The sequence below is a fragment of the Roseovarius sp. B-10 genome, assembly GCF_056859295.1.
Genome location: NZ_JBSXOE010000036.1, coordinates 29,170 through 50,893, shown reverse-complemented (window position 1 = coordinate 50,893; position 21,724 = coordinate 29,170). Strand labels below are relative to the sequence as shown.

The following is a 21,724-nucleotide window of genomic DNA, read 5'->3' as shown; positions in this document are numbered from 1 at the left end:
CTCTGCTACCACATCAGGGCAGACGATACAGGGGGCACAGGCGATGGACGCGCAATTCTGGCATGACAGGTGGCAAGAGGGGCGGCTTGGCTTTCACGAGGGCCGTGTCAACCGGATGCTGGAGGCGCATATTGGCGCGCTAACGCTTGTACCCGGGCAGCGCGTGTTCCTGCCCCTCTGTGGCAAAGCTGTTGATATTCCGTGGCTTTTGTCGCGGGGCTATCGCGTGGCGGGGGTGGAACTGAGCGAGATCGCGGTGCGCGACCTGTTCGCCGAAATGGGGGTGACGCCGGAAATCACGGAGACGGGATCGCATCGCCGTTATTCGGCAGACGGCATCGATATTTTCGCGGGCGACATTTTCGAGATCACGGCGGACGTGCTCGGCCCGGTGGACGCGGTCTATGACCGGGCGGCGCTGGTGGCGCTGCCCGAGGGGATGCGCCGCCGCTATGCCGCGCACCTGGCCGGGATCACCGCCGTCGCGCCGCAGCTGCTGGTAACCTTCGAGTACGACCAGGCGGAGATGGACGGCCCGCCGTTTTCCATCACCGAGGAGGAGGTGGCGCGCTGTCACGGGGCGCGGTATGCGATCGAGGTGCTGGCCGATGCGGAGGTGCCGGGGGGCCTCAAGGGGATCGTCGCGGCGCGGGAGAAGGCAATGCTGCTGCGCCCCCTTTAAGCCGTTTCGCGCCGGATCAGTGCCTTGTAGAGGTTCTGGATACGGGACGTGACAGGGCCCTGTGCGCCATCACCGATCACGCGGCCGTCGATCTCGCCGACCGGGGTCTGCGCACCGAAGGTGCCGGTGAGGAACGCCTCGTCAGCGCCGTAGGTCTCGACCAGAGAGAAATTCTTCTCATACACCGGGATGCCGTCCGCGCGGCAGAGGTCGATCACCTTGGCCCGGGTGATGCCGTTCATGCAGTAGTCGCCCGTCGAGGTCCAGACCTCGCCGCGGCGGACGATGAAGAAGTTGCAGGCATTGGTGGTGTTCACGAAGCCGTGGATATCGAGCATCAGCGCCTCGTCGGCCCCGGCCTTTTCCGCAGCGATACAGGCGAGGATGCAGTTGAGCTTGGAATGCGAATTGAGCTTGGGGTCCTGCGTCATCGGCAGGCCACGGATATGCGGCACGGTGGCGAGCCGGATGGGGCGGGCGATGGCGGGGGTCGAATGCTCCATGATGATGGCGATGGTGGGGCCCTGCCGCGAGAGCGACGGATGCTGGAAGGGGCGCGTCTTGATCCCCCGCGTCACCATCAGGCGGGCATGGGCGTCGGTGGTCATGTCATTGGCTGCTTGTGTCTCTAACACGGCCTGAAACAGGTCTTGCCGCGTCATTCCGATATCGAGATCGATGGCGCGCGCCGCCTCGAACAGGCGATCCAGGTGTTCATCGGCAAAGGCCCAGGTACCGTTGTAGAGGCGCAGCCCCTCCCACACCCCGTCGCCCAGCATGAAGCCGCTGTCATAGACGCTGACCAGCGCCTGCGCCCTCGGCACGATGCGGCCATCGAGCCAGATGCGGATATCGGCGTTGCGGGCATCCTCCTCGGCGGCGTGGGTGGTTTGCTGATCTGTCATGGCGCGCTCCTTTCCCGGCGAGGGTAGCGGGGGTGCGGGAGGGGGCCAAGGGTGAAACGGTGCTCAACAAGGCGTGAGATCACCGCCTTGTCGCTTGGTCATGACGGGGCGGCGCGGCATGCTTGGGCGCGGCAAGGAGGGTGTGGTCATGATCATCGGAATACGGGAACTCAAGGCGGGGATGCTGGCGTTGCTGATTGCGGCGGCGCTGTGCCTGCAGGGCAAGGGTGCCGAGGCGTCGGAGCGCGAGACGCTGGTGGTCGCGGGCGGCTGTTTCTGGTGCGTCGAGGCGGATTTCGAGAAGGTCGCCGGCGTGTTCGAGGCCGAGTCGGGCTTTGCCGGGGGAACGGTCGAGAGCCCGACCTACCGCGAAGTGACGCGCGGCGGCACCGGGCATCTGGAGGCGGTGCGGATCGCGTTCGACCCGGCGCAGGTGACGCGGCAGGCGTTGGTGCACCTGTTCCTGCGCTCGATCGACCCGACCGATGCGGGAGGACAATTCTGCGACCGGGGGGAGAGCTATACCACGGCGATTTTCGTCTCTGATCCGGCGGAAAAAGGGCTTGCCGAGGCAGCAATCGAGGCGGCGGCCCGCGACCTCGGGCGCGAAATCGTGACGCCGGTGCGCGACCTCGACAGGTTCTGGCCGGCAGAGGCCTATCACCAGGATTACTACAAGAGCGGCGACATCATCCTCACCCGGTTCGGACCCCGGACCAAGGCGAGCGCCTACAAGCTCTACCGCCGGGCCTGCGGGCGCGATGCGCGGGTGCGGGCGCTGTGGGGCGAGGCGGCCCCGTTTGCCGGGGCGTCCTGACCGGACTTCATCTTGCCCGAAATATCCATTCGCCAAGCATCGCGGCACGCGCTGCGTCAGCCCACCTTGCACGCCGCCAGCACCGCCATGTTGAGGATGTCGTTGGACGTGAAGTTGGACGAGCAGATCTGGATCGAGGCGCCGACGCCCGACAGGATCGGGCCGATCACCGTGGCCCCGGCCATTTCTTGCATCAGCTTGACCGAGATCGAGGCCGAATGGCGCGCGGGCACCACGAGCACGTTGGCGGGCCCCGAGAGGCGCTGGAACGGGTAATTCTCTTGCGCGCGGGCGTTGAGCGCCACATCGACGGTCATCTCGCCCTCGAATTCGAAATCGACGCCGCGCCGTTCCAGCACGCGTGGCGCGCGGTGCATTTTCTCGGCGCGCTCGGAATGCGGGTAGCCGAAGGTGGAGAAGCTGACGAAGGCCACGCGGGGATCGAGCCCGAGATGGCGCGCGACGTCGGCACCGCGGGTGGCGATGGTGGCGAGATCCTCCTCGTCGGGCCATTCGTGCACCAGGGTGTCGGCGATGAGCACGATCCGCCCCTTGTGCAAGAGCGCAGTCACGCCCACCGCGCCATGCTCGGCTTCGGCGTCGAAGACGTAGTTGATCCGTTCGAGGATATGCGCGGATTTGCGGGTGGCCCCGGTCACAAGCGCGTCGCCATGCCCGTGGGCAAGCATCAGCGAGGCGAACACGTGCCGGTCGCGCGCGGCGAGGCGGTGGACATCCTGCCGGTCGAAGCCCTTGCGTTGCAGGCGCGTGTAGAGGAACGCCTTGTACTCGTCGAGCCGGTCGGTCTTGGCGGCGTTCACGACCTCGAGCTCGCGCACCGCGTCGGCCATGCCGATGGCGTCGAGCTTGGCCTTGACGTCGTCGTCGCGGCCCACCACGAGCGCCTTGCCGAGGCCGGTGCGCTGATACTGCACGGCGGCGCGCAGAACACGCACGTCGTCGCCCTCGGCAAAGATCATCCGCGCCTGCGCCCGCCGGGCCCGGGCGTTGATGCCACGCAGGATGTTGGCGGTCGGGTCCATGCGCGACTTGAGCGACAGCTCGTAGGCGTCCATGTCGACGATCGGGCGGCGGGCGGCCCCTGTCTCCATCCCGGCGCGGGCCACGGCGGGCGGGATGGTATGGATGAGCCGCGGATCGAACGGTGTGGGGATGATGTAATCGCGCCCGAAGCTGAGCTTGCGCCCGTAGGCCATCGCCACCTCGTCAGGCACATCGAGCCGGGCGAGCCGGGCGAGCGCCTCGGCGCAGGCGATCTTCATCTCGTCGTTGATGGCGCGGGCATGGACGTCGAGCGCGCCGCGGAAGAGATAGGGGAATCCCAGCACGTTGTTGACCTGGTTGGGATAATCCGAGCGCCCGGTAGCCACGATCGCGTCGGGACGCACGGCGTGGGCGTCTTCGGGGGTGATCTCGGGGTCGGGGTTGGCCATCGCGAAGATCACCGGGTTGTCGGCCATCGAGGCGACCATGTCCTGCGTCACCGCGCCCTTGGCCGACACGCCGAGGAACACGTCTGCGTCCTTCATCGCCTCGTCGAGGGTGCGCAGCCCGGTCTTGACCGCGTGGGCGGATTTCCACTGGTTCATGCCCTCTGTGCGGCCCTGGTAAATCACGCCCTTGGTGTCGCACATGATGCAGTTTTCGTGCCGCGCGCCCATTGATTTCAGCAATTCGAGGCAGGCGATGCCCGCCGCCCCCGCACCGTTGAGCACGATGCGCACATCCTCGATCTTTTTCCCCGACAAATGCAACGCGTTGATGAGCCCGGCGGCGCAGATCACCGCGGTGCCGTGCTGATCGTCGTGGAACACCGGGATATCCATCACCGCCTTGAGCTGTTGCTCGATGATGAAACATTCGGGCGCCTTGATATCCTCGAGATTGATGCCGCCGAAGGTGGGCCCCATCAGGCGGACCGCGTTGATGAAGGCGTCCGGGTCCTCGGTGTCGAGCTCGATGTCGATGGAATTGACGTCGGCGAAGCGCTTGAACAGCACCGCCTTGCCCTCCATCACCGGCTTGCTGCCCAACGCGCCGAGATTGCCGAGGCCGAGAACCGCGGTGCCGTTGGAGATGACGGCGACGAGGTTACCCTTGTTGGTGTAGTCATAGGCAAGCTCGGGATTGGCCGCGATCTCCTCGCAAGGGACGGCCACGCCGGGGGAATAGGCGAGGCTGAGGTCGCGCTGCGTGGTCATTGGCACGGTGGCCGTGATCTCGAATTTGCCGGGCGTCGGCTCGAGATGGAAGGCGAGCGCCTCTTCGCGGGTATATTTTGGTTTGGTCATGGGGCGGCCTTTTCGGAGATGTTCGATCTTCAATAGCGGGGGACGGGCGTTGTCTCAACCGAAAGGCGGAAGGGGCTTTCGCGCGAACCGGGGGGTTTGTAAGGTCTGCGCCAACGACAGGGGGCAGCATTGAGCGAGACCGACGCGACAGTAACGCCGATGATGGCGCAATACCTGGAGATCAAGGCGCAGCATGCGGATGCGCTCTTGTTCTACCGGATGGGCGATTTCTACGAGTTGTTCTTTGACGACGCGGCGGCGGCGGCCGAGGCGCTGGATATCGCGCTGACCAAGCGGGGCAAGCACCTGGGCGAGGATATCGCCATGTGCGGGGTGCCGGTGCATTCCGCCGAAGGGTATCTCTTGTCGCTCATCCGCAAGGGGTTTCGCGTGGCGATCGCCGAGCAGATGGAAGACCCGGCGGAGGCCAAGAAGCGCGGCTCGAAATCGGTGGTGCGGCGCGAGGTGGTGCGGCTGGTCACGCCCGGCACGCTGACCGAGGAGAGCCTGCTTGACGCGCGGCGGCACAATTTTCTCGCGGCCTTTGCCGAGGTGCGGGGCGAAGGGGCGCTGGCCTGGGTGGATATCTCTACCGGCGCGTTTCACGTCATGGGGCTGGGACGTGCGCGGCTGGCCGCTGAACTGGCGCGGCTGGGGCCTCGTGAGCTTGTCGTGATGCAGGGGCAGGAGGCGAATTACGCGGAAATAGTGTCTGAATCTGGCGCGGCGCTCACCACGCTGGGGGCGGCGGCATTTGACAGCGCGGGGGCCGAAACGCGGCTTTGTGCGCTCTACGGGGTGGGCACGCTCGACGCCTATGGCGCGTTCTCCCGGCCCGAGATCGCCGCGATGGGGGCAATCGTCGAATGGCTGGAGATCACGCAGCGGGGCAAGCTGCCGCTTTTGCGCGCGCCGGTGCGCGAGGCGCAGGGGTCGGCGATGCAGATCGACGCGGCGACGCGGCGCAGCCTGGAGCTGACCCACGGGCCCGACGGGCGGCGCGCAGGATCGCTGCTTGCCACGATCGACCGGACGGTGACGGCGGGGGGCGGGCGGCTGTTGGAGCGGCGGCTGTCGAGCCCGAGCCGGGGGCTTGACGAGGTACAGGCGCGGCTCGATTGCGTGGGATTCATGGTGGAACAGTCCCGATTGCGGGACGATCTGCGCGGTGATCTGCGCAAGGTGCCAGATCTCGACCGGGCGCTGTCACGGCTCGGGATCGACCGGGGCGGGCCGCGCGACCTGGCGGCGGTGCGCGATGCGCTGGCGCAGGCCGGGGAGATCGCGGCGCGGCTGGACGGTCACGATCTGCCCGGGCGGCTACAAGAGGCGGTGGCCGCTCTCACGGGTCACGATACGCTGCGCGACCTGCTCGATCGGGCGCTGGTGGCCGAGCCGCCGCTGCTGGCGCGCGATGGCGGGTTCATCGCTGCCGGGTTCGATGACGAACTCGACGAGGTGCGGCAGCTGCGCGACGAGGGGCGCGGAGTGATCGCGCGGATGCAGGGAGAGTATGTCAGGGAGACGGGGATCGCCTCGCTCAAGATCAAGCACAACAACGTTCTGGGCTATTTCATTGAGGTAACGGCGACGCATGCCGAGAAGATGCTGGCCGCCCCGCTCAACGAGACGTTCAAGCATCGCCAGACCACGGCCAGCCAGTTGCGCTTTACCACGCCGGAGCTGAGCGAGACGGAGAGCCGTATCCTGAACGCGGGAGGGCGGGCGATCGAGATCGAGAAGCGGCTCTATGATGGCCTGAAGGCGGAGATTCTGGCACAGGCCGGACCGCTGGGCGAGGCGGCGGCGGGGCTTGCGGAGATCGACCTTGCGGCCGCGCTGGCAGAGATCGCGGTGGCCGAGGACTGGTGCGCGCCACGGGTGGACGACAGCCGCGCGCTGCATATCGAGGGTGGGCGGCACCCGGTGGTGGAACGCGCCCTGCGCGGCGAGGGTGGCGCGCCGTTCATCGCCAATGATTGCGACCTCGGGGGCGAAAGCGATATCTGGCTGCTGACCGGGCCGAACATGGCCGGAAAATCCACTTTCCTGCGGCAGAACGCGCTGATCGCGCTCCTGGCGCAGATGGGCAGCTATGTGCCCGCGCGGGCGGCACATATCGGGATCGTCAGCCAGCTATTCAGCCGGGTCGGGGCGTCGGACGACCTGGCGCGGGGGCGCTCGACCTTCATGGTGGAGATGGTCGAGACGGCGGCGATCCTCAACCAGGCGGACGCGCATGCGCTGGTGATCCTCGACGAGATCGGGCGCGGCACGGCGACCTATGACGGGCTGTCCATTGCCTGGGCGGTGATGGAGCATCTGCACGAAGTGAATGGGTGTCGCACGCTGTTTGCCACGCATTACCACGAGATGACGCGGCTGAGCGAGCGGCTCGACCGGGTGGCCAATGCCACGGTCAGCGTCAAGGAGCATGGCGGTGAGGTGATTTTCCTGCACGAGGTGCGGCGCGGCGCGGCGGATCGCAGCTATGGCGTGCAGGTGGCGCGGCTGGCGGGACTGCCGGAGACGGTGGTGGAGCGCGCGCGGGTGGTGCTAGACGCGCTGGAGAAGGGCGAGCGCGAGGGCGGCGCGGCGCGGCAGGCGCTGATCGACGACCTGCCGCTGTTTGCGGCGACACCGCCGAGCGCGGCCCCCGCGCCGCGTGCCTCGGAGGTAGAGGCGCGGCTGGCCGAGGTGCTGCCCGATACGCTCAGCCCGCGCGAGGCGCTGGATCTGATTTATGAATTGAAGGACTTGTCCGAGACGGCGGGGTAAACCCCGCCCTACGGTCAGCCCTTGTTCGACGAGACGCCCACCTGCGCGGGGCGCAGGATGCGGTCGTGCAGCATGAAGCCCTGCGCCGAGACCTGGATGATCTCGCCGGCGTTGGTGCCGGGCAGGGGGGCCTCGAACATCGCCTCGTGGTGCTGCGGATCGAAGCGTTCGCCCACCTGCGGGTCGATCACGGTGATACCGTGCTTGGCGAACACGTTGAGCAATTCGCGCAGCGTCAGCTCGATCCCCTCGACAAGGGCGCCGGAAGCAGCGCGCTGATCCTCGGTGATGGTCTCAAGCGCGCGCTTGAGATTGTCATGCACCGGCAGCATGTCGCGGGCAAGCCGGGAGCCGCCGTAATTCTCGGCCTCGCGCCGGTCCTTTTCAGACCGCTTGCGCGAATTCTCGGCATCGGCGAGCGCGCGCATGAACTTGTCCTGAAGCGCGTCGCGCTCTGCGCGCAGGGCGTCGATTTCGGCCTCCTGCGGCGATACTTCCGTGTCCGCCGCATCCCGCTCTTCGGCGGCGGCCTCTTCGATATCGTCCAGGAAACCCTGTTCTTTCGGCTCTGCCATGTCTTACCTCTCGCTCCGGTCGGAGATCAGCCTGCCCACGAGCTGTGCCGTGTAGTCCACGATCGGCACAATGCGCCCGTAGTTAAGGCGCGTCGGGCCGATTACGCCCACCGCGCCAATGATCTTACGGTCAGCGTTCATATATGGAGAGACGACCAAAGAGGAACCCGAAAGTGAGAAAAGTTTGTTCTCTGAGCCGATAAAAATGCGCACGCCTTCGCCCTCGTCGGCGCGTTCGAGGAATTCGGCGATGTCGCGCTTGCGCTCGAGGTCATCGAAGAGGACGCGGATACGCTCGAGATCGGCCTCGTCCACGTCGGCGTCGATGAGATTGGCGCGGCCGCGAACGATCAGGCGCTCGTGATGCTCGCCTTCGCCCTCCCACACGGCGAGGCCACTTTCGACAAAGGCGTGGGCGAGCGCGTCGATTTCCTGTCGCCGGGCGGCGATCTCGGTGGTGATGCGGCGCTGCATGTCCGAGAGCGTCTTGCCCTCGACCAGCGCGTTGAGGAAGTTGGCCGCCTCGCGCATCGAGCTTGGCGTCTGACCCGGCGGCGGGGTGAACACCCGGTTTTCCACCTGCCCGTCGGAAAACACCAGCACGGCAAGCGCACGGTCATGTGCGAGGCTGACGAACTCGATATGCTTGATCGGGGCCTCGTGCTTGGGCGCGAGCACCAGCGAGGCGCCGCGCGTGACGCCGGAAAGCGCCGAGCCGATGCTGTCGAGCAGCCCGGTGACGTCGCGGGAATTGCTGGCGATGGTCGAATCGATCAGCGCGCGGTCGGTATCCTCGAGCCCGCCGACCTCGAGCAGGCCATCGACGAACATGCGCAGCCCCTCTTGCGTGGGCACGCGCCCGGCGCTGATGTGGGGGCTGCCCAGAAGGCCCATGTATTCGAGATCCTGCATCACGTTGCGGATGGTTGCGGCGCTCACCTTTTCCGAGAAATCACGGGTGAGGGTGCGCGAGCCGACCGGGTCGCCGGTAGCAAGATAGCCCTCGACGACGCGGCGAAACACTTCGCGCGAGCGGTCATTGAGCTGAGCCAGATGGTTCGAATCCTCGGACATTTGATGCGCTTTCATGGTTAACAGGCATTAAAGGCGGCTTGGGGCAAAGGTCAATCGGGGTTGCCATCACGGACCGCTCCCTTATATGCCGAGGCCAACATCACAAGGGGACAGTAATGCGGCCTTCTGGCAGAGATTTAAGTGAAATGCGGCCCGTTTCAATCGAAACGGGCGTTCTGAAACATGCCGAAGGCTCGTGCCTTGTGAAGATGGGCGACACGCATGTTCTGTGCACCGCGACGATCGAGGACCGGGTGCCGCCCTTTGTCAAGGGGACGGGGCTTGGCTGGGTCACCGCCGAATACGGCATGTTGCCGCGCTCGACCGGGAGCCGGATGCGACGCGAGGCCGCCGTCGGCAAGCAGGGCGGGCGCACGGTGGAAATCCAGCGGCTGATCGGGCGGGCGCTGCGCGCGGGCACCGACCGGGTGGCGCTGGGCGAGCGGCAGATCACGGTGGATTGCGACGTGATCCAGGCCGATGGCGGGACTCGCTGCGCCGCGATCACCGGCGGCTGGGTGGCGCTGCGGCTAGCGGTGGGCAAGCTGATGGCGGCGGGGGATGTCGTGAGCGACCCGCTGCCCGACCCGGTGGCGGCGGTGTCCTGCGGCATCTATGCCGGGCAACCGGTGCTGGATCTCGATTACCCCGAGGACAGCGCAGCCGGCGTTGACGGCAATTTCATCCTCACCGGGGCCGGGCGGCTGATCGAGGTGCAGATGAGCGCCGAGGGCGCAACGTTCAGCCGCGACGAGATGAGTACGCTGCTCGACCTCGCCGGGAAGGGCGTGGGCGAGTTGGTGGCAAAACAGCGCGAGGCGACCGGTGCGTAAGTTCGACGGCGACACGCTTTTGGTGGCGACACATAATGCCGGCAAGCTGGAGGAAATTGCGCATCTGCTTGAGCCGTATGGCGTGCGGGTGATCGGCGCGGGCGAGCGTGGGCTGCCGGAGCCCGAGGAGACCGAGACCACCTTTGTCGGCAACGCGCGGATCAAGGCGCACGCGGCGGCGAAGGCCACGGGGCTGCCGGCGCTGGCCGACGATTCGGGTATCGTGATCGACGCGCTGGACGGGTCGCCGGGCGTCTATACGGCGGATTGGGCCGAAACAGGCTCTGGTCGTGATTTCATCATGGCGATGGGCAAGGCGCATGACCGCCTGCGCGAAAGCGGTGTTTCGCAGCCGTGGACGGCGCGGTTCTGCTGCACGCTGGTGCTGGCCTGGCCCGATGGACATGACGAGGTATTCGAGGGCACCGTCGAGGGATGGATCGTCTGGCCGATGCGTGGGGCGCAGGGGCATGGCTATGATCCGATCTTTCAGCCCGAGGGGCATGACGTGACCTTTGCCGAGATGGATCGCTGGGAAAAGAACCGGATCAGCCACCGCGCCGACGCCTTTGCCAAGATGATCGACGGCGCCTTTGGCTGAGGACTGGCAATCAGGGGGCTTTGGCCTCTACGTGCACTGGCCGTTCTGCCAGGCGAAATGCCCCTATTGCGACTTCAACAGCCATGTCGCGCAGGAGATCGACCACGCGGGGTGGCGCGACGCCTACCTGCAAGAAATCGCGAGTTACGCCAAGTTAGTGCCTGGTCGGGTGCTGGGGTCGATCTTCTTCGGGGGCGGCACGCCGAGCCTGATGGAGCCCGACACCGTGGCCGCGGTGATCGAGGCGGCGCGGGCGGCGTGGCCGGTGGCCAATGACCTGGAAATCACGCTTGAGGCGAACCCCACCTCGGTCGAGGCCGGGCGGTTCGCGGCCTATGCCGCGGCAGGCGTGAGCCGCGTATCGCTGGGCGTGCAGGCGCTGAACGACGATGACCTGCGGCGGTTGGGACGGTTGCACAGCGCGGCGGAGGCGATGCAAGCATATGAAATCGCGAGGAAATTCTTTGATCGGACGAGTTTTGACCTGATCTATGCGCGGCAGGATCAGACGCTTGACGCCTGGCAGGCAGAGCTGCGCCGGGCGCTTGATCTGGCGGTGGATCACCTGTCGCTCTATCAGCTTACCATCGAGGGCGGGACGGCGTTTGGCGAGCGCTATGCCGCCGGACGGCTGCGCGGGCTGCCCGAGGAGGATCTCGCCGCCGACATGTATCTGGCCACGCAGGAGATATGTGGGGCGGCGGGGCTGGGGAGCTACGAGGTGTCCAACCACGCCAAACCCGGCGCAGAATCGCGGCACAACATGGTGTATTGGCGCTATGGCGATTACGTCGGAATCGGCCCGGGCGCGCATGGGCGGCTGACCATCGGCGGGCAACGGCACGCCACCGAGGCCTGGCGTGCGCCGGGGACGTGGCGCGACGCGGTGACGAAAGGGACAGGCGAGAGCCTGCGCGCGCCCCTGGACCGAAGCGAGCAGGCGGTCGAGCACCTGCTCATGGGGCTGCGGCTGACCGAAGGGATCGACATGGCGCGACACGAAGCGCTGGCGGGGATGCCGCTCGATGCCGGGCGGCTGCGCCACCTGGAGGATATCGCGATGGTGGAGGTTGCGGGCACGCGGCTGCGGGTCACCGGCGCGGGGCGCCCGGTGCTAAACGCGGTGCTGCGCGAATTGTTGACCTGAGCGATCAGGCGCTGAGCAGGCCCATCAACCGATCGAGATCATCGAGCGAGGCGTAGCGAATGGTGAGCGCGCCGCCCTCTTGTCCCGGCGTATGGTCGATCCGCACCTTCATCGAGAGCGCCGCCGAGAGATCGGATTCGAGCGCCTTGGTGTCGGCATCCTTCTCCGGCTTGCCGCTGCTCTTGCTGCTCTTGCCCCCCTGGCCCGGCGCGGGGTCGGCCTTGGCGAGTTTCTCGGTTTCGCGGACCGAAAGCCCCTTCTGGATGATCTTGCGGGCGAGGGCCGACGCGTCGGGCGCGGTGATGAGTGCGCGCGCATGGCCCGCCGACAATCGACCGTTACGCAGATGGTCCTGCACATCCTCGGGCAGGTTGAGCAAACGCACGGCGTTGGCAATGTGGCTGCGGCTCTTGCCGAGGACATCGGCCAGCTTTTCCTGGGTGTGGCCGAACTTTGTCATCAACTGGCTGTAGCCCGACGCCTCTTCGACCGGGTTGAGGTCGGCGCGCTGGATATTCTCGATGATCGCGACCTCTAGCACCTCGATATCGGTGAAATCGCGCAGCAGGACCGGCACCTCGTGCAGCTTGGTCATTTGCGCGGCACGCCAGCGACGCTCGCCGGCGACGATCTCGTATTCACCGGGCTTGCCGGGGCTATGGCGCACGATGAGGGGCTGGATGATGCCCTTTTCGGCGATCGAGCGCGCAAGATCGGCCAATGCGTCGGCATCGAAATGGCGGCGCGGCTGGTCGGGGTTGGGATGGACCTTTTCCACTGGCACGCGCATGTCGGGCTGCGGCGGTTGGCTCTCGGGGCTCTCGGTGGTCTCGCGGACGTCGGCCATCAGGGCCGAGAGGCCGCGCCCAAGGCCGCGTTGCTGGGATTTTTTCGTGCTCACCGCCTCGTCTCCTTTTTCTTATGCCGCGACGCGCGCGTGCCTGCGGACAATCTCGCCCGCGAGATCGCGGTAGGCCTGCGCACCCTTGGAGGTGCTATCGTAGGTCAGGACCGGCATGGCGTAGGACGGCGCCTCGCTCACCCGGACGTTGCGTGGGATGCGCGTGGCAAAGACGAGATCGCCAAGCGTGTCGCGGGCATCGGCCTCGACCTGTGCGGAGAGGTTGTTGCGCCCGTCCACCATCGTCAGCAGAACCCCCTCGATGCGTAGGTCGGGATTGGCGCTTTGCCGCACCTCGCGAATCGTCAGCATGAGCTGCGACAGGCCCTCGAGCGCGAAGAATTCGGCCTGGAGCGGGATCAACACCGAATGCGCCGCGACCATCGCGTTGACCGTCAGCAGGTTGAGCGAGGGCGGACAGTCGATCAGCACGTAATCGGGGGCGAGCGCCTCCATCCCCGGCTGGCGCAGCGCATCGTGCAGCAGGAAGCTGCGCTTTTCATTGGAGAAAAGCTCTATATCCGCCGAGGACAGATCGACAGTGGCGGGGATGATCGACAGCCGGTCATGATTGGTGGGCTGCACGGCCTCGTCGAGCGTGGCCTCGTCGAGCAGGAAATCGTAGGTGGTGATATCGCGCGCGCTGGCCTCTATCCCGAGCCCGGTGGACGCGTTGCCCTGCGGGTCGAGATCGACGATCAGCACGCGCGCACCGGAATCCGCGAGCGCAGCGCCAAGATTTATGGTTGTCGTGGTCTTGCCCACGCCGCCCTTTTGATTGGCGACCGCGATGATGCGGGGGGCGGTAATCGGGCTGGAATCAGGCACGGGATACTCCTGTGACGCGCAGGATGACGGCTTCGGGGTCTGTCCTGCTTTTATCAACCCGGGAGGTAAATTGCCACTTGCTTTGCGCCTCTGTCAGCTCTTGCCGCCATGTTGCTCCCTTGGGAAAGAGCGCCGTGCCGCCGGGGGCGAGATGGCACGCGGCGTAGCCAAGAAGCGCAGAGAGATCGGCGAGCGCGCGGGCGCTGAGCACATCGGCGGCGAGCGGGTCCATCTTCTCGATTCGCTCGGTGCGAACGGTGGCAGCGATCCCTGTCTCGCGAATCACGGTGCGCAGGAAGGCGGATTTGCGCGCGTCCGATTCGACGAGGGTGACGCGGGCGGGGGAGCCGGTCTCCTGCGCGAGGATGGCGATCACGAGCCCCGGAAAGCCACCTCCGGAGCCAAGATCGGCCCAATGGGCGACGGGAGTCGGGGCGAGGGCGTGAAGCTGTGCGGAATCCTCGAAATGGCGGGCTTGCAGATGGGGAAGCGAAGCGCGCGACACGAGGTTTATGCGCGGGTTCCACTTTTCAATGAGCGTGGTGTAGAGGTCTAACCGCTCCCTTGTTTCACGTGAAACATCCCGGAGGATCATGCGCTCTGTGCCCGCTCGCCCCGGCGCAGGCAGACGAGGATCAGCGCGAGCGCCGCAGGCGTCATGCCGTCGATGCGCGCCGCCTGGGCGAGCGTTTCGGGGCGCGCGGCGGAAAGCTTGGCCTTGAGCTCGTTGGAGAGGCCGTCGATTCCGCCGTAGTCGAACCCCTCGGGGATGGCCACACCCTCGTCCCGGCGCAGTATTTCCACGTCGCGGGCCTGTCGGGCGATGTAATTGGCGTAGGTCGCGTCCTTCTTGAGCTGGGCGGCGATGTCGGGGGCGATATCGGCGAGCGCCGGGGTGAGGGGCGCGAGGTCGGCCGTCTCGGTACCGGGGAAGGCGAGAACCTGCATCCCGTTACGGCGCGTGCCGTCCTGGTTGACCGCGATCCCGGCGGAAGAGAGGTCACGGGGGGTGTAACTCTCGGCGTCGAGTAGGCTGCGCGCGGCGTCGAGGCGGCTCATCTTGTCCTCGAACGCGCGGCGGCGGTCCTCGCCGACGCACCCGGCGTCGATCCCGAGCGGCGTCAGCCGCTGGTCGGCATTGTCGGCGCGCAGCGACAGGCGGAATTCAGCGCGGGACGTGAACATGCGGTAGGGCTCGGTCACGCCGCGGGTGGTGAGATCGTCGATCATCACGCCGATATAGCTGTCGGTGCGGCTGAAGGTGAGCGGCGGCTCGCCCGCGGCATGGCGCGCGGCGTTGAGCCCGGCAACGAGCCCTTGCGCCGCAGCCTCCTCGTAGCCGGTGGTGCCGTTGATCTGCCCGGCAAGAAAGAGCCCCGGCACGTCGCGCAGCGCGAGGCGGTGGTCGAGCGCCCGGGGATCGACGTAGTCATACTCGATGGCATAGCCGGGCTGAAGGATTTCAGCGTTTTCCAGCCCGGCGATGGAGCGCACATACGTCTCCTGCACCTCGACCGGTAACGAAGTGGAAATACCGTTCGGGTAGATTACCGAATCGGAAAGGCTCTCTGGTTCGAGGAAAATCTGGTGCGATGTCTTGTCAGCGAAACGCACGATCTTGTCCTCGATCGAGGGGCAATAGCGCGGACCGATGCCGTCGATATGCCCGCCATACATGGCCGAGCGGTCGAGATTGTCGCGGATGATGTCGTGGGTGCGGGCATTGGTATGGGTGATGCCGCAGGAAACCTGCCGCGCCGTGGGCGCGTCGGAGAGGAAGGAAAACATCACCGGGTCGTCATCCGGAGGCTGCATGTCGAGGCCGTCCCAGTTGATGCTGCGCCCGTCGAGGCGCGGGGGCGTGCCGGTCTTGAGTCGGCCGAGGGGGAGGCCGAAGCTGTCCATGCGTTGGGCAAGGCGGAGGCTGGGCGGATCGCCCATGCGTCCGCCGGGGCGCGCGACATCGCCGATGTGGATGACGCCGCGCAGGAAGGTGCCCGTGGTGAGGATCACGGCACGCGCCGCGATCTCGCTGCCGTCGGCGAGGATCACGCCGGTGACGGTGTCGCCGTTCATTCGGAAATCCGCGGCCTCGCCCTCGATGATCTCGAGGTTGGTCCGACTGGCGAGGGCGCGCTGCATCTCCTCGCGGTAGATGCGGCGGTCAGCTTGCGCGCGGGGGCCCTGGACGGCGGGGCCCTTGCGGCGGTTGAGCAGGCGAAACTGGATACCGGCGCGATCCGCGACGCGGCCCATCACGCCATCAAGCGCGTCGATCTCGCGCACGAGGTGGCCCTTGCCGAGGCCGCCGATGGCCGGGTTGCAGGACATCACGCCGATCCCGTCGCGCGACAGGGTGACAAGCGCGGTGCGCGCGCCCATCCGGGCCGCGGCGTCGGCGGCATCCGCGCCGGCATGTCCGCCACCGATGACGAGCACATCGAATTGTTTCACGTGAAACACCTCTCACTTGCCAAGGCAGAAGCTCGCGAAAATCTCGCCGAGCACCGTCTCCACACCGATGCGTCCTACCAGAGAATCGAGCGCGCGGACAGCGGCGTGAACCTCTTCGGCAGCGATATCGGTCGCGGCCTCGCCCCCGTCAAGGGCAAGGAGCGCCGCGTCGAGGGACGCGCTGCCGCTGCGCATGGCCGATTCGTGGCGCGCGCGGATGGCCATGCCGCCACCTTGCGCCCTCGCCCCGAGGGTTTCGGCAACGCGGGCGACGAGGCGGTCCACGCCCAGCCCCGTGAGGCCGGATACGCCCTCGCCCTCTTCGGGGGCGAGATCGGCCTTGGCCCGCAAGGTGATGTCATCCGCCTGTCGCAAGCCATCGAAATCCTGGGTGCCGTCGTCGAGAAACACCCGCAGATCGGCGGCGGCGGCGCGGTCCCGGGCGCGGGCGATGCCGATGGACTCCACCGCATCGGCGGTCTCGCGAAGACCAGCCGTGTCGAGAAGCGTAACAGGCAGGCCGCCGAGATCCATCCGCACCTCGATGACGTCACGGGTGGTGCCGGCGTGCTCGGAGGTGATCGCCGCGTCGCGCCCAGCAAGCGTGTTGAGCAAGGTCGACTTGCCAGCATTCGGCGCGCCGAGGATTGCCACCTCGAAGCCGGAGCGGATACGCTCTGCCACGGCGAAGCCGGAAATTTCCGCGTCGAGGCCGGATTTGACCGAGGCGAGCAACGTCCGTACCTCGGGAAAGACATCGACGGGCACTTCCTCGTCGGCGAAGTCGATGGTCACCTCCAGAAGCGCCAGCGCCCGGACCAGGGCCGCGCGCCACTTGGCGCATTTCTTACCGAGGGAACCGGAAAATACGCGCATCGCCTGGCGCCGCTGCGCCTCGGTTTCCGAGTCCAGAAGATCGGCCAACGCCTCGACCTGCGTCAGGTCGAGGCGACCGTTGGACAGCGCGCGACGCGTGAACTCTCCGGGATCCGCGGCGCGCAGACCGGGCAGGGCGCCAAGATGGCGCAGCAAGGCAGAAATGACCGCCGCGCTGCCATGTGTCTGAAACTCGAGCACCGACTCGCCAGTGAAACTCGCGCCTTCAGGAAAGTAGAGCACAACCGCCTCGTCCAGCCGCGCCCCGTCCTGATCGCGCAGCACGCGCAAGCTCGCCTGCCGGGGGACGGGGAGCCCGCCGCAGACCGCGCGCGCGGCGGATGCGACCTCCGGGCCGGAGAGGCGAATGACCGCGATACCCGACTTCCCGGGGGCCGTGGAGAGGGCAAAAATCGTCTCCATCGCGATGACGTGCCTATGCTCAGGTATTCATCGAATCGAAGAACTCGGCATTCGACTTGGTCTGCTTGAGCTTGCCGAGCAGGAACTCTACCGCGTCGGTGGTGCCCATCGGGTTGAGGATACGGCGCAGGACGAAGGTCTTTTGCAGCTCAAGCTTGTCGATAAGCAGCTCTTCCTTGCGCGTGCCGGACTTGAGGATGTCGATCGCCGGGAACACGCGCTTGTCGGCCACCTTGCGGTCGAGCACGATCTCGGAGTTGCCGGTGCCCTTGAATTCCTCGAAGATCACCTCGTCCATGCGGCTGCCGGTCTCGATCAGGGCGGTGGCAACGATGGTGAGCGATCCGCCCTCCTCGATATTGCGCGCGGCGCCAAAGAACCGCTTGGGGCGTTGCAGGGCGTTGGCATCGACACCGCCGGTGAGCACCTTGCCCGAGGACGGCACGACCGTGTTGAAGGCGCGGCCGAGGCGCGTAATCGAATCGAGCAGGATGACCACATCGCGCTTGTGCTCGACAAGCCGCTTGGCCTTTTCGATGACCATGTCCGAGACGGCGACGTGGCGCGTGGCGGGTTCGTCGAAGGTCGAACTGATGACCTCACCCTTGACCGAGCGCTGCATGTCAGTGACCTCTTCGGGTCGTTCATCGATCAACAGCACGATGAGATAGCACTCGGGGTGGTTCTTCGCGATGCTGTTGGCAATGTTCTGCAATAGCACCGTTTTACCCGTGCGCGGCGGCGCCACGATCAGCGAGCGCTGCCCCTTGCCGATGGGCGCGACAAGGTCGATGAGCCGCGCGGAGCGGTCCTTGATCGTGGGATCCTCGATCTCCATCCGAAGCCGTTCATCGGGGTAGAGTGGCGTGAGGTTTTCGAACGCGATCTTGTGGCGCGCGCGATCCGGATCCTGGAAGTTGATCTGGGTGACGGAAGTGAGCGCGAAATACCGCTCTGTGTCGTCGGGCTGACGAATCTCGCCCTCGATGGTATCGCCGGTGCGCAACGAGAATTGCCGGATCATGTCGGGCGAGACGTAGATATCGTCGGGCCCGGGGAGGTAGTTGGCCTCGAGCGAGCGCAGGAAGCCAAAGCCGTCCTGAAGCACTTCGAGTACGCCGTCGCCGAAGATCACCCATCCTTCCTCGGCGCGTTCCTTGAGGATCGAGAACATCATCTCGCCCTTGCGCATGGTCGAGGCGTTCTCGATCTCCAGCTCTTCGGCGATGTTGAGCAGGTCCTTGGCGGTCATCGCCTTGAGTTCGGCGAGATTCAAACGGTCTTCGGACATGACAGGCCTCGATTGGTGCCGGGACCCGCGAGGGCCAGGGACGGATCATATGGGGATTTCAGGACCACCGGACGGCGGCTTGTGCTGTCTTAGGCGTCACAGCCGCTGAGGTCAAGCGTCGGACGAGGCGACCGCGTTTAACCAAAATATAATAGAATTATAGGAGAATGATGATGTTGTAGGGGACGTAGCGCGTTGTGGATTATGCCATTGTCACCGGGTTTGTCCACTCGGGGATAAGGCTGTGCGTATCACGGGGCATTATTGGTGAATGGTTTGGTGTGAGAAATATTATTAAATGAAAATAATAGGTTATATACTAAAAATCCTTAAGATTGTGTCAGGGTACCCTGTGGATAGTTCTTGAGTCCTGGGTTGTCCACAGCGTGATTTCATCCTTGTCCATAGCGGAACAACCTGTAGACCAACGCGGCGAAACGGATCGCCCCACCTGTTGTCCCGTACCGTCAGCCGTGAAGGGTTGATCCGTCACGGATTTTGTCATCAGGTTATCCCCATGAATTTTGAACTTGTCCTTGCTTCCGGCTCGGCGATCCGGCGCACATTGCTTGAAAATGCCGGCCTTCGGATCGTTGTCAGCCCCGCGCGCGTGGACGAGGCGACGCTGCGCGATTCGTTGCTATCCGACGGCGTCGCACCACGAGACATTGCCGATGCGCTGGCAGAGATGAAGGCGCGGCGGGTGAGCCAGAAGATGCCCGGTCGGCTGGTGCTGGGCTGTGACCAGGTGCTCGATCTCGGTGGGCGCCTGCTGTCGAAACCCGCTGATATCGGCCAGGCACGCGCGCAACTTCGTGAGATGCGGGGGCGCGCGCATGATCTTCTGTCGGCAGCGGTGATCTGCGAGAATGGCGCGCCGGTGTGGCGGCATGTGGGACGCGCGCGGATGCGCGTGCGGGATTTCTCCGACGATTGGCTGAATGGCTATCTTGACCGCAACTGGCCCGATGTTGCCGAATGCGTCGGGGCCTATAAACTCGAGGCGGAGGGTGTGCGCTTGTTTTCCGGCGTGGAAGGCGATTATTTCACGGTTCTGGGCCTGCCGCTACTCGACCTCCTGGCCTTTCTGACCTTGCGTGGAGACCTGCCAAGATGAGCCATGACCGTATCCCCCTTGCCGGTGTCATCGGATCGCCGGTCGCACATTCGCGTTCGCCGCAGCTTCATACCCACTGGCTCAAAACACTGGGGATCCCGGGGTTTTACATCCCGATGGACGTGGCGAATGCTGATCTCGAGGTGGTGTTGCGGACCCTGCCGAAGATGGGGTTTCGTGGCGTAAACATCACGGTGCCGCACAAGGAGCGGGCGCTGGAACTGGCCGACCTGGTGACCGACCGTGCCACGATCATCGGTGCGGCCAACACGCTGGTGTTTCGTGAGGACGGCAAGATACAGGCGGACAATACCGACGGCTACGGCTTTATCGAGAACCTGAGACAGGCCGCGCCGGACTGGAAACCGGAGAGCGGACCCGCCGCTGTGCTGGGCGCCGGCGGCGCGGCGCGGGCGGTGATCGCGGCGCTTCTGGATGTGGGCGTGCCGGAGATCCTGCTGTCCAACCGCACGCGGCCCCGGGCCGAGGGTTTGCAGCAGCAATTCGGCCGCAGGGTGACCGTGATCGACTGGGTGCAGGCGGGCAACATGCTCGAAGAGGCGGTGACGGTTGTCAACACGACCTCGCTGGGCATGGTTGGGAGCCCGCCGCTGCGTGTGCCTCTGGATGGGCTGCGCAAGGGCGCGGTGGTGACCGATCTCGTTTACGCGCCGCTTCAGACGCGGCTGCTCATGGAGGCGGAGAAGGCGGGGTGCGTCGCGGTGGACGGGCTGGGTATGCTGATCCATCAGGCGGTGCCTGCGTTCGAGCGGTGGTTCGGCACACGCCCGGAGGTGGACGCGGCGACGCGCGCGGCGGCGCTGCGATGACATTCCGGCTCGGGCTGACGGGCTCTATCGGGATGGGCAAATCGACCACGGCGCGGCTCTTTGCCGAAGAAGGCTGTCCGGTATGGGATGCGGATGCGGCGGTGCATCGGCTATACGCGCGGGGCGGTGCCGGGGTGGCGCCGATCGCCACCGCCTTTCCCGGGGCGGTGGTAGAGGGCGCGGTGGATCGCGGGCGGCTGCGGGCGATCATCGCCGGTGATCCCGAGGCGTTGACGCGGATCGAGGCGATCATCCATCCGCTGGTGGCGCAGGACCGGGCGGATTTTGTCGCGAGGCAGGAGGCTGATGTGACCGTACTCGATATTCCTCTGCTCTATGAGACGGGTGCCGAGGATGGTTTCGACGCGGTGGCGGTCGTGAGCGTGGCGCCCGAGGTGCAGCGCGCGCGGGTCCTGGCGCGGGATACGATGAGCGAGGCGGATTTCGAGACGATTCTGGCCCAACAGATGCCGGATGCCGAGAAGCGGGCACGCGCGGATTACGTGATCGAGACGGACACGATGGATCATGCGCGCGCGCAGGTGCGGGAGATACTGGCAGAGATCAGGGAGGGGCGAAGCGATGCGTGAGATCGTTCTGGATACCGAGACCACCGGGCTTGAACCGATGGAAGGGCATCGCGTGGTCGAGATCGGTGCGGTCGAACTCTACAATCACATGCCGACGGGGCGAACGTATCATCAATACATCAACCCCAAGCGCCCGATGCCCGAGGAAGCCTTCGCCGTTCACGGGCTGGGCGATGATTTTCTGCGCGACAAGCCGCTTTTTGCCGAGATCGGCGCGCAATTTCTCGAGTTCGTGGGTGACGCGCGGCTGGTGATCCACAATGCAAGTTTCGACATGAAGTTCCTGAATGCCGAGCTGGAATGGTGCAGTCTCGTGCCGCTGCCGATGAACCGGGCCATCGACACGCTGGCCATGGCGCGGAAGAAGTATCCCGGCGCGCCTGCCTCGCTCGACGCCCTGTGCCGCCGCTTCGGGATCGACAATACGGCGCGCACGCTGCACGGAGCGCTGCTCGATTCCGAGATCCTCGCTGAGGTGTACCTGGAGTTGATCGGGGGCCGTCAGCCGGATTTTGCGCTGAGCGCCGATCCGAGGGCCGGAGTGGGCGGATCGGGCGGGACCGGTGATGCAAACTGGCGTCCCGGTCCGCGTCCGCGTCCGCTTGCCCCCCGGCTGACCGAGGCCGAGCGTGCGGCGCACGAAGCGTTTGTCGCCGGGATGGGCGACAAGGCGATGTGGAACCGGTAGGC

At 65.8% G+C, this 21,724-nt stretch carries 20 protein-coding genes; 10 read left to right on the top strand and 10 right to left on the bottom strand.

The genetic code is table 11. The features are described from left to right. Positions 1–43 precede the first annotated feature (43 nt). Entirely contained in the window at positions 44–682 is a 639-nt protein-coding gene (tmpT, locus tag AC13D8_RS13615; RefSeq protein ID WP_482969271.1) for a thiopurine S-methyltransferase, read from the top strand. On the opposite strand, the gene AC13D8_RS13610 is transcribed toward tmpT, so the two are convergent. Further along, positions 679–1,587 carry a D-amino acid aminotransferase gene (locus AC13D8_RS13610; protein ID WP_482969270.1) on the bottom strand — a complete coding sequence of 303 codons (909 nt, stop codon included), beginning with the start codon at positions 1,585–1,587 and terminating at the stop codon, positions 679–681. The two genes, tmpT and AC13D8_RS13610, sit on opposite strands and share 4 nt — an antisense overlap. A 148-nt stretch (positions 1,588–1,735) precedes the next feature. Here AC13D8_RS13610 and msrA point away from each other — a divergent pair, with 148 nt between their 5' ends. Continuing rightward, complete coding sequence (gene msrA / locus AC13D8_RS13605; protein WP_482969269.1) at positions 1,736–2,404, top strand: peptide-methionine (S)-S-oxide reductase MsrA; 669 nt, start codon at positions 1,736–1,738, stop codon at positions 2,402–2,404. Positions 2,405–2,460: 56 nt separating this feature from the next. On the opposite strand, the gene AC13D8_RS13600 is transcribed toward msrA, so the two are convergent. Further along, positions 2,461–4,716, bottom strand: a complete 2,256-nt coding sequence (locus tag AC13D8_RS13600; protein ID WP_482969268.1) for an NADP-dependent malic enzyme — start codon at positions 4,714–4,716, stop codon at positions 2,461–2,463. A 159-nt stretch (positions 4,717–4,875) separates the two neighbouring features. Between AC13D8_RS13600 and mutS the strand changes: the two genes are divergently transcribed. Beyond that, positions 4,876–7,494 (top strand): DNA mismatch repair protein MutS, encoded by a 2,619-nt coding sequence (mutS, locus tag AC13D8_RS13595; protein WP_482969346.1) that lies wholly within the window; start codon positions 4,876–4,878, stop codon positions 7,492–7,494. 14 nt (positions 7,495–7,508) lie between these two features. Here the strand turns inward: mutS and AC13D8_RS13590 are convergent, their stop codons facing one another. Further along, a complete protein-coding gene (locus tag AC13D8_RS13590) occupies positions 7,509–8,069 on the bottom strand; it encodes a nucleotide exchange factor GrpE (RefSeq protein WP_482969267.1) in 561 nt (186 codons plus the stop codon). 3 nt (positions 8,070–8,072) lie between these two features. Next, entirely contained in the window at positions 8,073–9,158 is a 1,086-nt protein-coding gene (gene hrcA, locus AC13D8_RS13585) for a heat-inducible transcriptional repressor HrcA (RefSeq protein WP_482969266.1), read from the bottom strand. A 101-nt stretch (positions 9,159–9,259) separates the two neighbouring features. Between hrcA and rph the strand changes: the two genes are divergently transcribed. The 3 genes from rph to hemW are packed head-to-tail and all read left to right on the top strand — an operon-like array spanning position 9,260 to position 11,724. Next, the gene (rph, locus tag AC13D8_RS13580; RefSeq protein ID WP_482969265.1) at positions 9,260–9,976 is read left to right on the top strand and encodes a ribonuclease PH; all 717 of its coding nucleotides are present in this window, start codon (positions 9,260–9,262) and stop codon (positions 9,974–9,976) included. Further along, positions 9,969–10,577 (top strand): RdgB/HAM1 family non-canonical purine NTP pyrophosphatase, encoded by a 609-nt coding sequence (gene rdgB / locus AC13D8_RS13575; protein ID WP_104019955.1) that lies wholly within the window; start codon positions 9,969–9,971, stop codon positions 10,575–10,577. The genes rph and rdgB overlap by 8 nt, the downstream gene beginning before the upstream one ends. Beyond that, positions 10,570–11,724, top strand: coding sequence for a radical SAM family heme chaperone HemW (gene hemW / locus AC13D8_RS13570; RefSeq protein ID WP_482969264.1), 1,155 nt, complete (start codon positions 10,570–10,572; stop codon positions 11,722–11,724). Before rdgB ends, hemW begins: the two co-directional genes overlap by 8 nt. Positions 11,725–11,728: 4 nt before the next feature. Here hemW and AC13D8_RS13565 read toward each other — a convergent pair whose 3' ends face one another. The 6 genes from AC13D8_RS13565 to rho form a co-directional block, all read right to left on the bottom strand. Further along, positions 11,729–12,571 (bottom strand): ParB/RepB/Spo0J family partition protein, encoded by an 843-nt coding sequence (locus tag AC13D8_RS13565; protein ID WP_482969345.1) that lies wholly within the window; start codon positions 12,569–12,571, stop codon positions 11,729–11,731. A 72-nt stretch (positions 12,572–12,643) separates the two neighbouring features. Then, positions 12,644–13,453, bottom strand: coding sequence for a ParA family protein (locus AC13D8_RS13560; RefSeq protein ID WP_104019953.1), 810 nt, complete (start codon positions 13,451–13,453; stop codon positions 12,644–12,646). After that, a complete protein-coding gene (gene rsmG, locus AC13D8_RS13555) occupies positions 13,446–14,048 on the bottom strand; it encodes a 16S rRNA (guanine(527)-N(7))-methyltransferase RsmG (protein WP_482969263.1) in 603 nt (200 codons plus the stop codon). Before rsmG ends, AC13D8_RS13560 begins: the two co-directional genes overlap by 8 nt. Continuing rightward, on the bottom strand, positions 14,045–15,916 hold the full coding sequence (gene mnmG / locus AC13D8_RS13550) for a tRNA uridine-5-carboxymethylaminomethyl(34) synthesis enzyme MnmG (protein ID WP_482969262.1): 1,872 nt from the start codon (positions 15,914–15,916) through the stop codon (positions 14,045–14,047). Before mnmG ends, rsmG begins: the two co-directional genes overlap by 4 nt. A 3-nt stretch (positions 15,917–15,919) precedes the next feature. Continuing rightward, positions 15,920–17,206, bottom strand: a complete 1,287-nt coding sequence (gene mnmE, locus AC13D8_RS13545; RefSeq protein ID WP_482969261.1) for a tRNA uridine-5-carboxymethylaminomethyl(34) synthesis GTPase MnmE — start codon at positions 17,204–17,206, stop codon at positions 15,920–15,922. Positions 17,207–17,225: 19 nt separating this feature from the next. Continuing rightward, positions 17,226–18,497, bottom strand: coding sequence for a transcription termination factor Rho (gene rho, locus AC13D8_RS13540; protein ID WP_206735479.1), 1,272 nt, complete (start codon positions 18,495–18,497; stop codon positions 17,226–17,228). Positions 18,498–19,014: 517 nt separating this feature from the next. Between rho and AC13D8_RS13535 the strand changes: the two genes are divergently transcribed. Genes AC13D8_RS13535 through dnaQ form a run of 4 tightly spaced genes read left to right on the top strand, consistent with a single transcriptional unit; the run spans position 19,015 to position 21,722 of the window. Next, positions 19,015–19,614: a Maf family protein gene (locus AC13D8_RS13535; protein ID WP_482969260.1), complete on the top strand. Its 600-nt coding sequence runs from the start codon at positions 19,015–19,017 to the stop codon at positions 19,612–19,614. Next, positions 19,611–20,444: a shikimate dehydrogenase gene (locus AC13D8_RS13530; RefSeq protein WP_129431066.1), complete on the top strand. Its 834-nt coding sequence runs from the start codon at positions 19,611–19,613 to the stop codon at positions 20,442–20,444. Before AC13D8_RS13535 ends, AC13D8_RS13530 begins: the two co-directional genes overlap by 4 nt. Continuing rightward, on the top strand, positions 20,441–21,034 hold the full coding sequence (gene coaE, locus AC13D8_RS13525) for a dephospho-CoA kinase (RefSeq protein ID WP_482969259.1): 594 nt from the start codon (positions 20,441–20,443) through the stop codon (positions 21,032–21,034). Before AC13D8_RS13530 ends, coaE begins: the two co-directional genes overlap by 4 nt. After that, a complete protein-coding gene (gene dnaQ / locus AC13D8_RS13520; protein WP_482969258.1) occupies positions 21,027–21,722 on the top strand; it encodes a DNA polymerase III subunit epsilon in 696 nt (231 codons plus the stop codon). The genes coaE and dnaQ overlap by 8 nt, the downstream gene beginning before the upstream one ends. The last annotated feature ends 2 nt before the right edge of the window (positions 21,723–21,724 follow it).

What these genes read in the sequence shown, in the direction of transcription:
- rsmG (WP_482969263.1), bottom strand. Translation starts at nt 14,048, where the DNA reads ATGATCCTCCGGGATGTTTCACGTGAAACAAGGGAGCGGTTAGACCTC.
- AC13D8_RS13600 (WP_482969268.1), bottom strand. Translation starts at nt 4,716, where the DNA reads ATGACCAAACCAAAATATACCCGCGAAGAGGCGCTCGCCTTCCATCTC.
- msrA (WP_482969269.1), top strand. Translation starts at nt 1,736, where the DNA reads ATGATCATCGGAATACGGGAACTCAAGGCGGGGATGCTGGCGTTGCTG.
- coaE (WP_482969259.1), top strand. Translation starts at nt 20,441, where the DNA reads ATGACATTCCGGCTCGGGCTGACGGGCTCTATCGGGATGGGCAAATCG.
- AC13D8_RS13565 (WP_482969345.1), bottom strand. Translation starts at nt 12,571, where the DNA reads ATGGCCGACGTCCGCGAGACCACCGAGAGCCCCGAGAGCCAACCGCCG.
- AC13D8_RS13535 (WP_482969260.1), top strand. Translation starts at nt 19,015, where the DNA reads ATGAATTTTGAACTTGTCCTTGCTTCCGGCTCGGCGATCCGGCGCACA.
- AC13D8_RS13530 (WP_129431066.1), top strand. Translation starts at nt 19,611, where the DNA reads ATGAGCCATGACCGTATCCCCCTTGCCGGTGTCATCGGATCGCCGGTC.
- mnmE (WP_482969261.1), bottom strand. Translation starts at nt 17,206, where the DNA reads ATGGAGACGATTTTTGCCCTCTCCACGGCCCCCGGGAAGTCGGGTATC.
- rph (WP_482969265.1), top strand. Translation starts at nt 9,260, where the DNA reads ATGCGGCCTTCTGGCAGAGATTTAAGTGAAATGCGGCCCGTTTCAATC.
- mutS (WP_482969346.1), top strand. Translation starts at nt 4,876, where the DNA reads ATGATGGCGCAATACCTGGAGATCAAGGCGCAGCATGCGGATGCGCTC.
- rho (WP_206735479.1), bottom strand. Translation starts at nt 18,497, where the DNA reads ATGTCCGAAGACCGTTTGAATCTCGCCGAACTCAAGGCGATGACCGCC.
- tmpT (WP_482969271.1), top strand. Translation starts at nt 44, where the DNA reads ATGGACGCGCAATTCTGGCATGACAGGTGGCAAGAGGGGCGGCTTGGC.
- AC13D8_RS13590 (WP_482969267.1), bottom strand. Translation starts at nt 8,069, where the DNA reads ATGGCAGAGCCGAAAGAACAGGGTTTCCTGGACGATATCGAAGAGGCC.
- dnaQ (WP_482969258.1), top strand. Translation starts at nt 21,027, where the DNA reads ATGCGTGAGATCGTTCTGGATACCGAGACCACCGGGCTTGAACCGATG.
- hrcA (WP_482969266.1), bottom strand. Translation starts at nt 9,158, where the DNA reads ATGAAAGCGCATCAAATGTCCGAGGATTCGAACCATCTGGCTCAGCTC.
- AC13D8_RS13610 (WP_482969270.1), bottom strand. Translation starts at nt 1,587, where the DNA reads ATGACAGATCAGCAAACCACCCACGCCGCCGAGGAGGATGCCCGCAAC.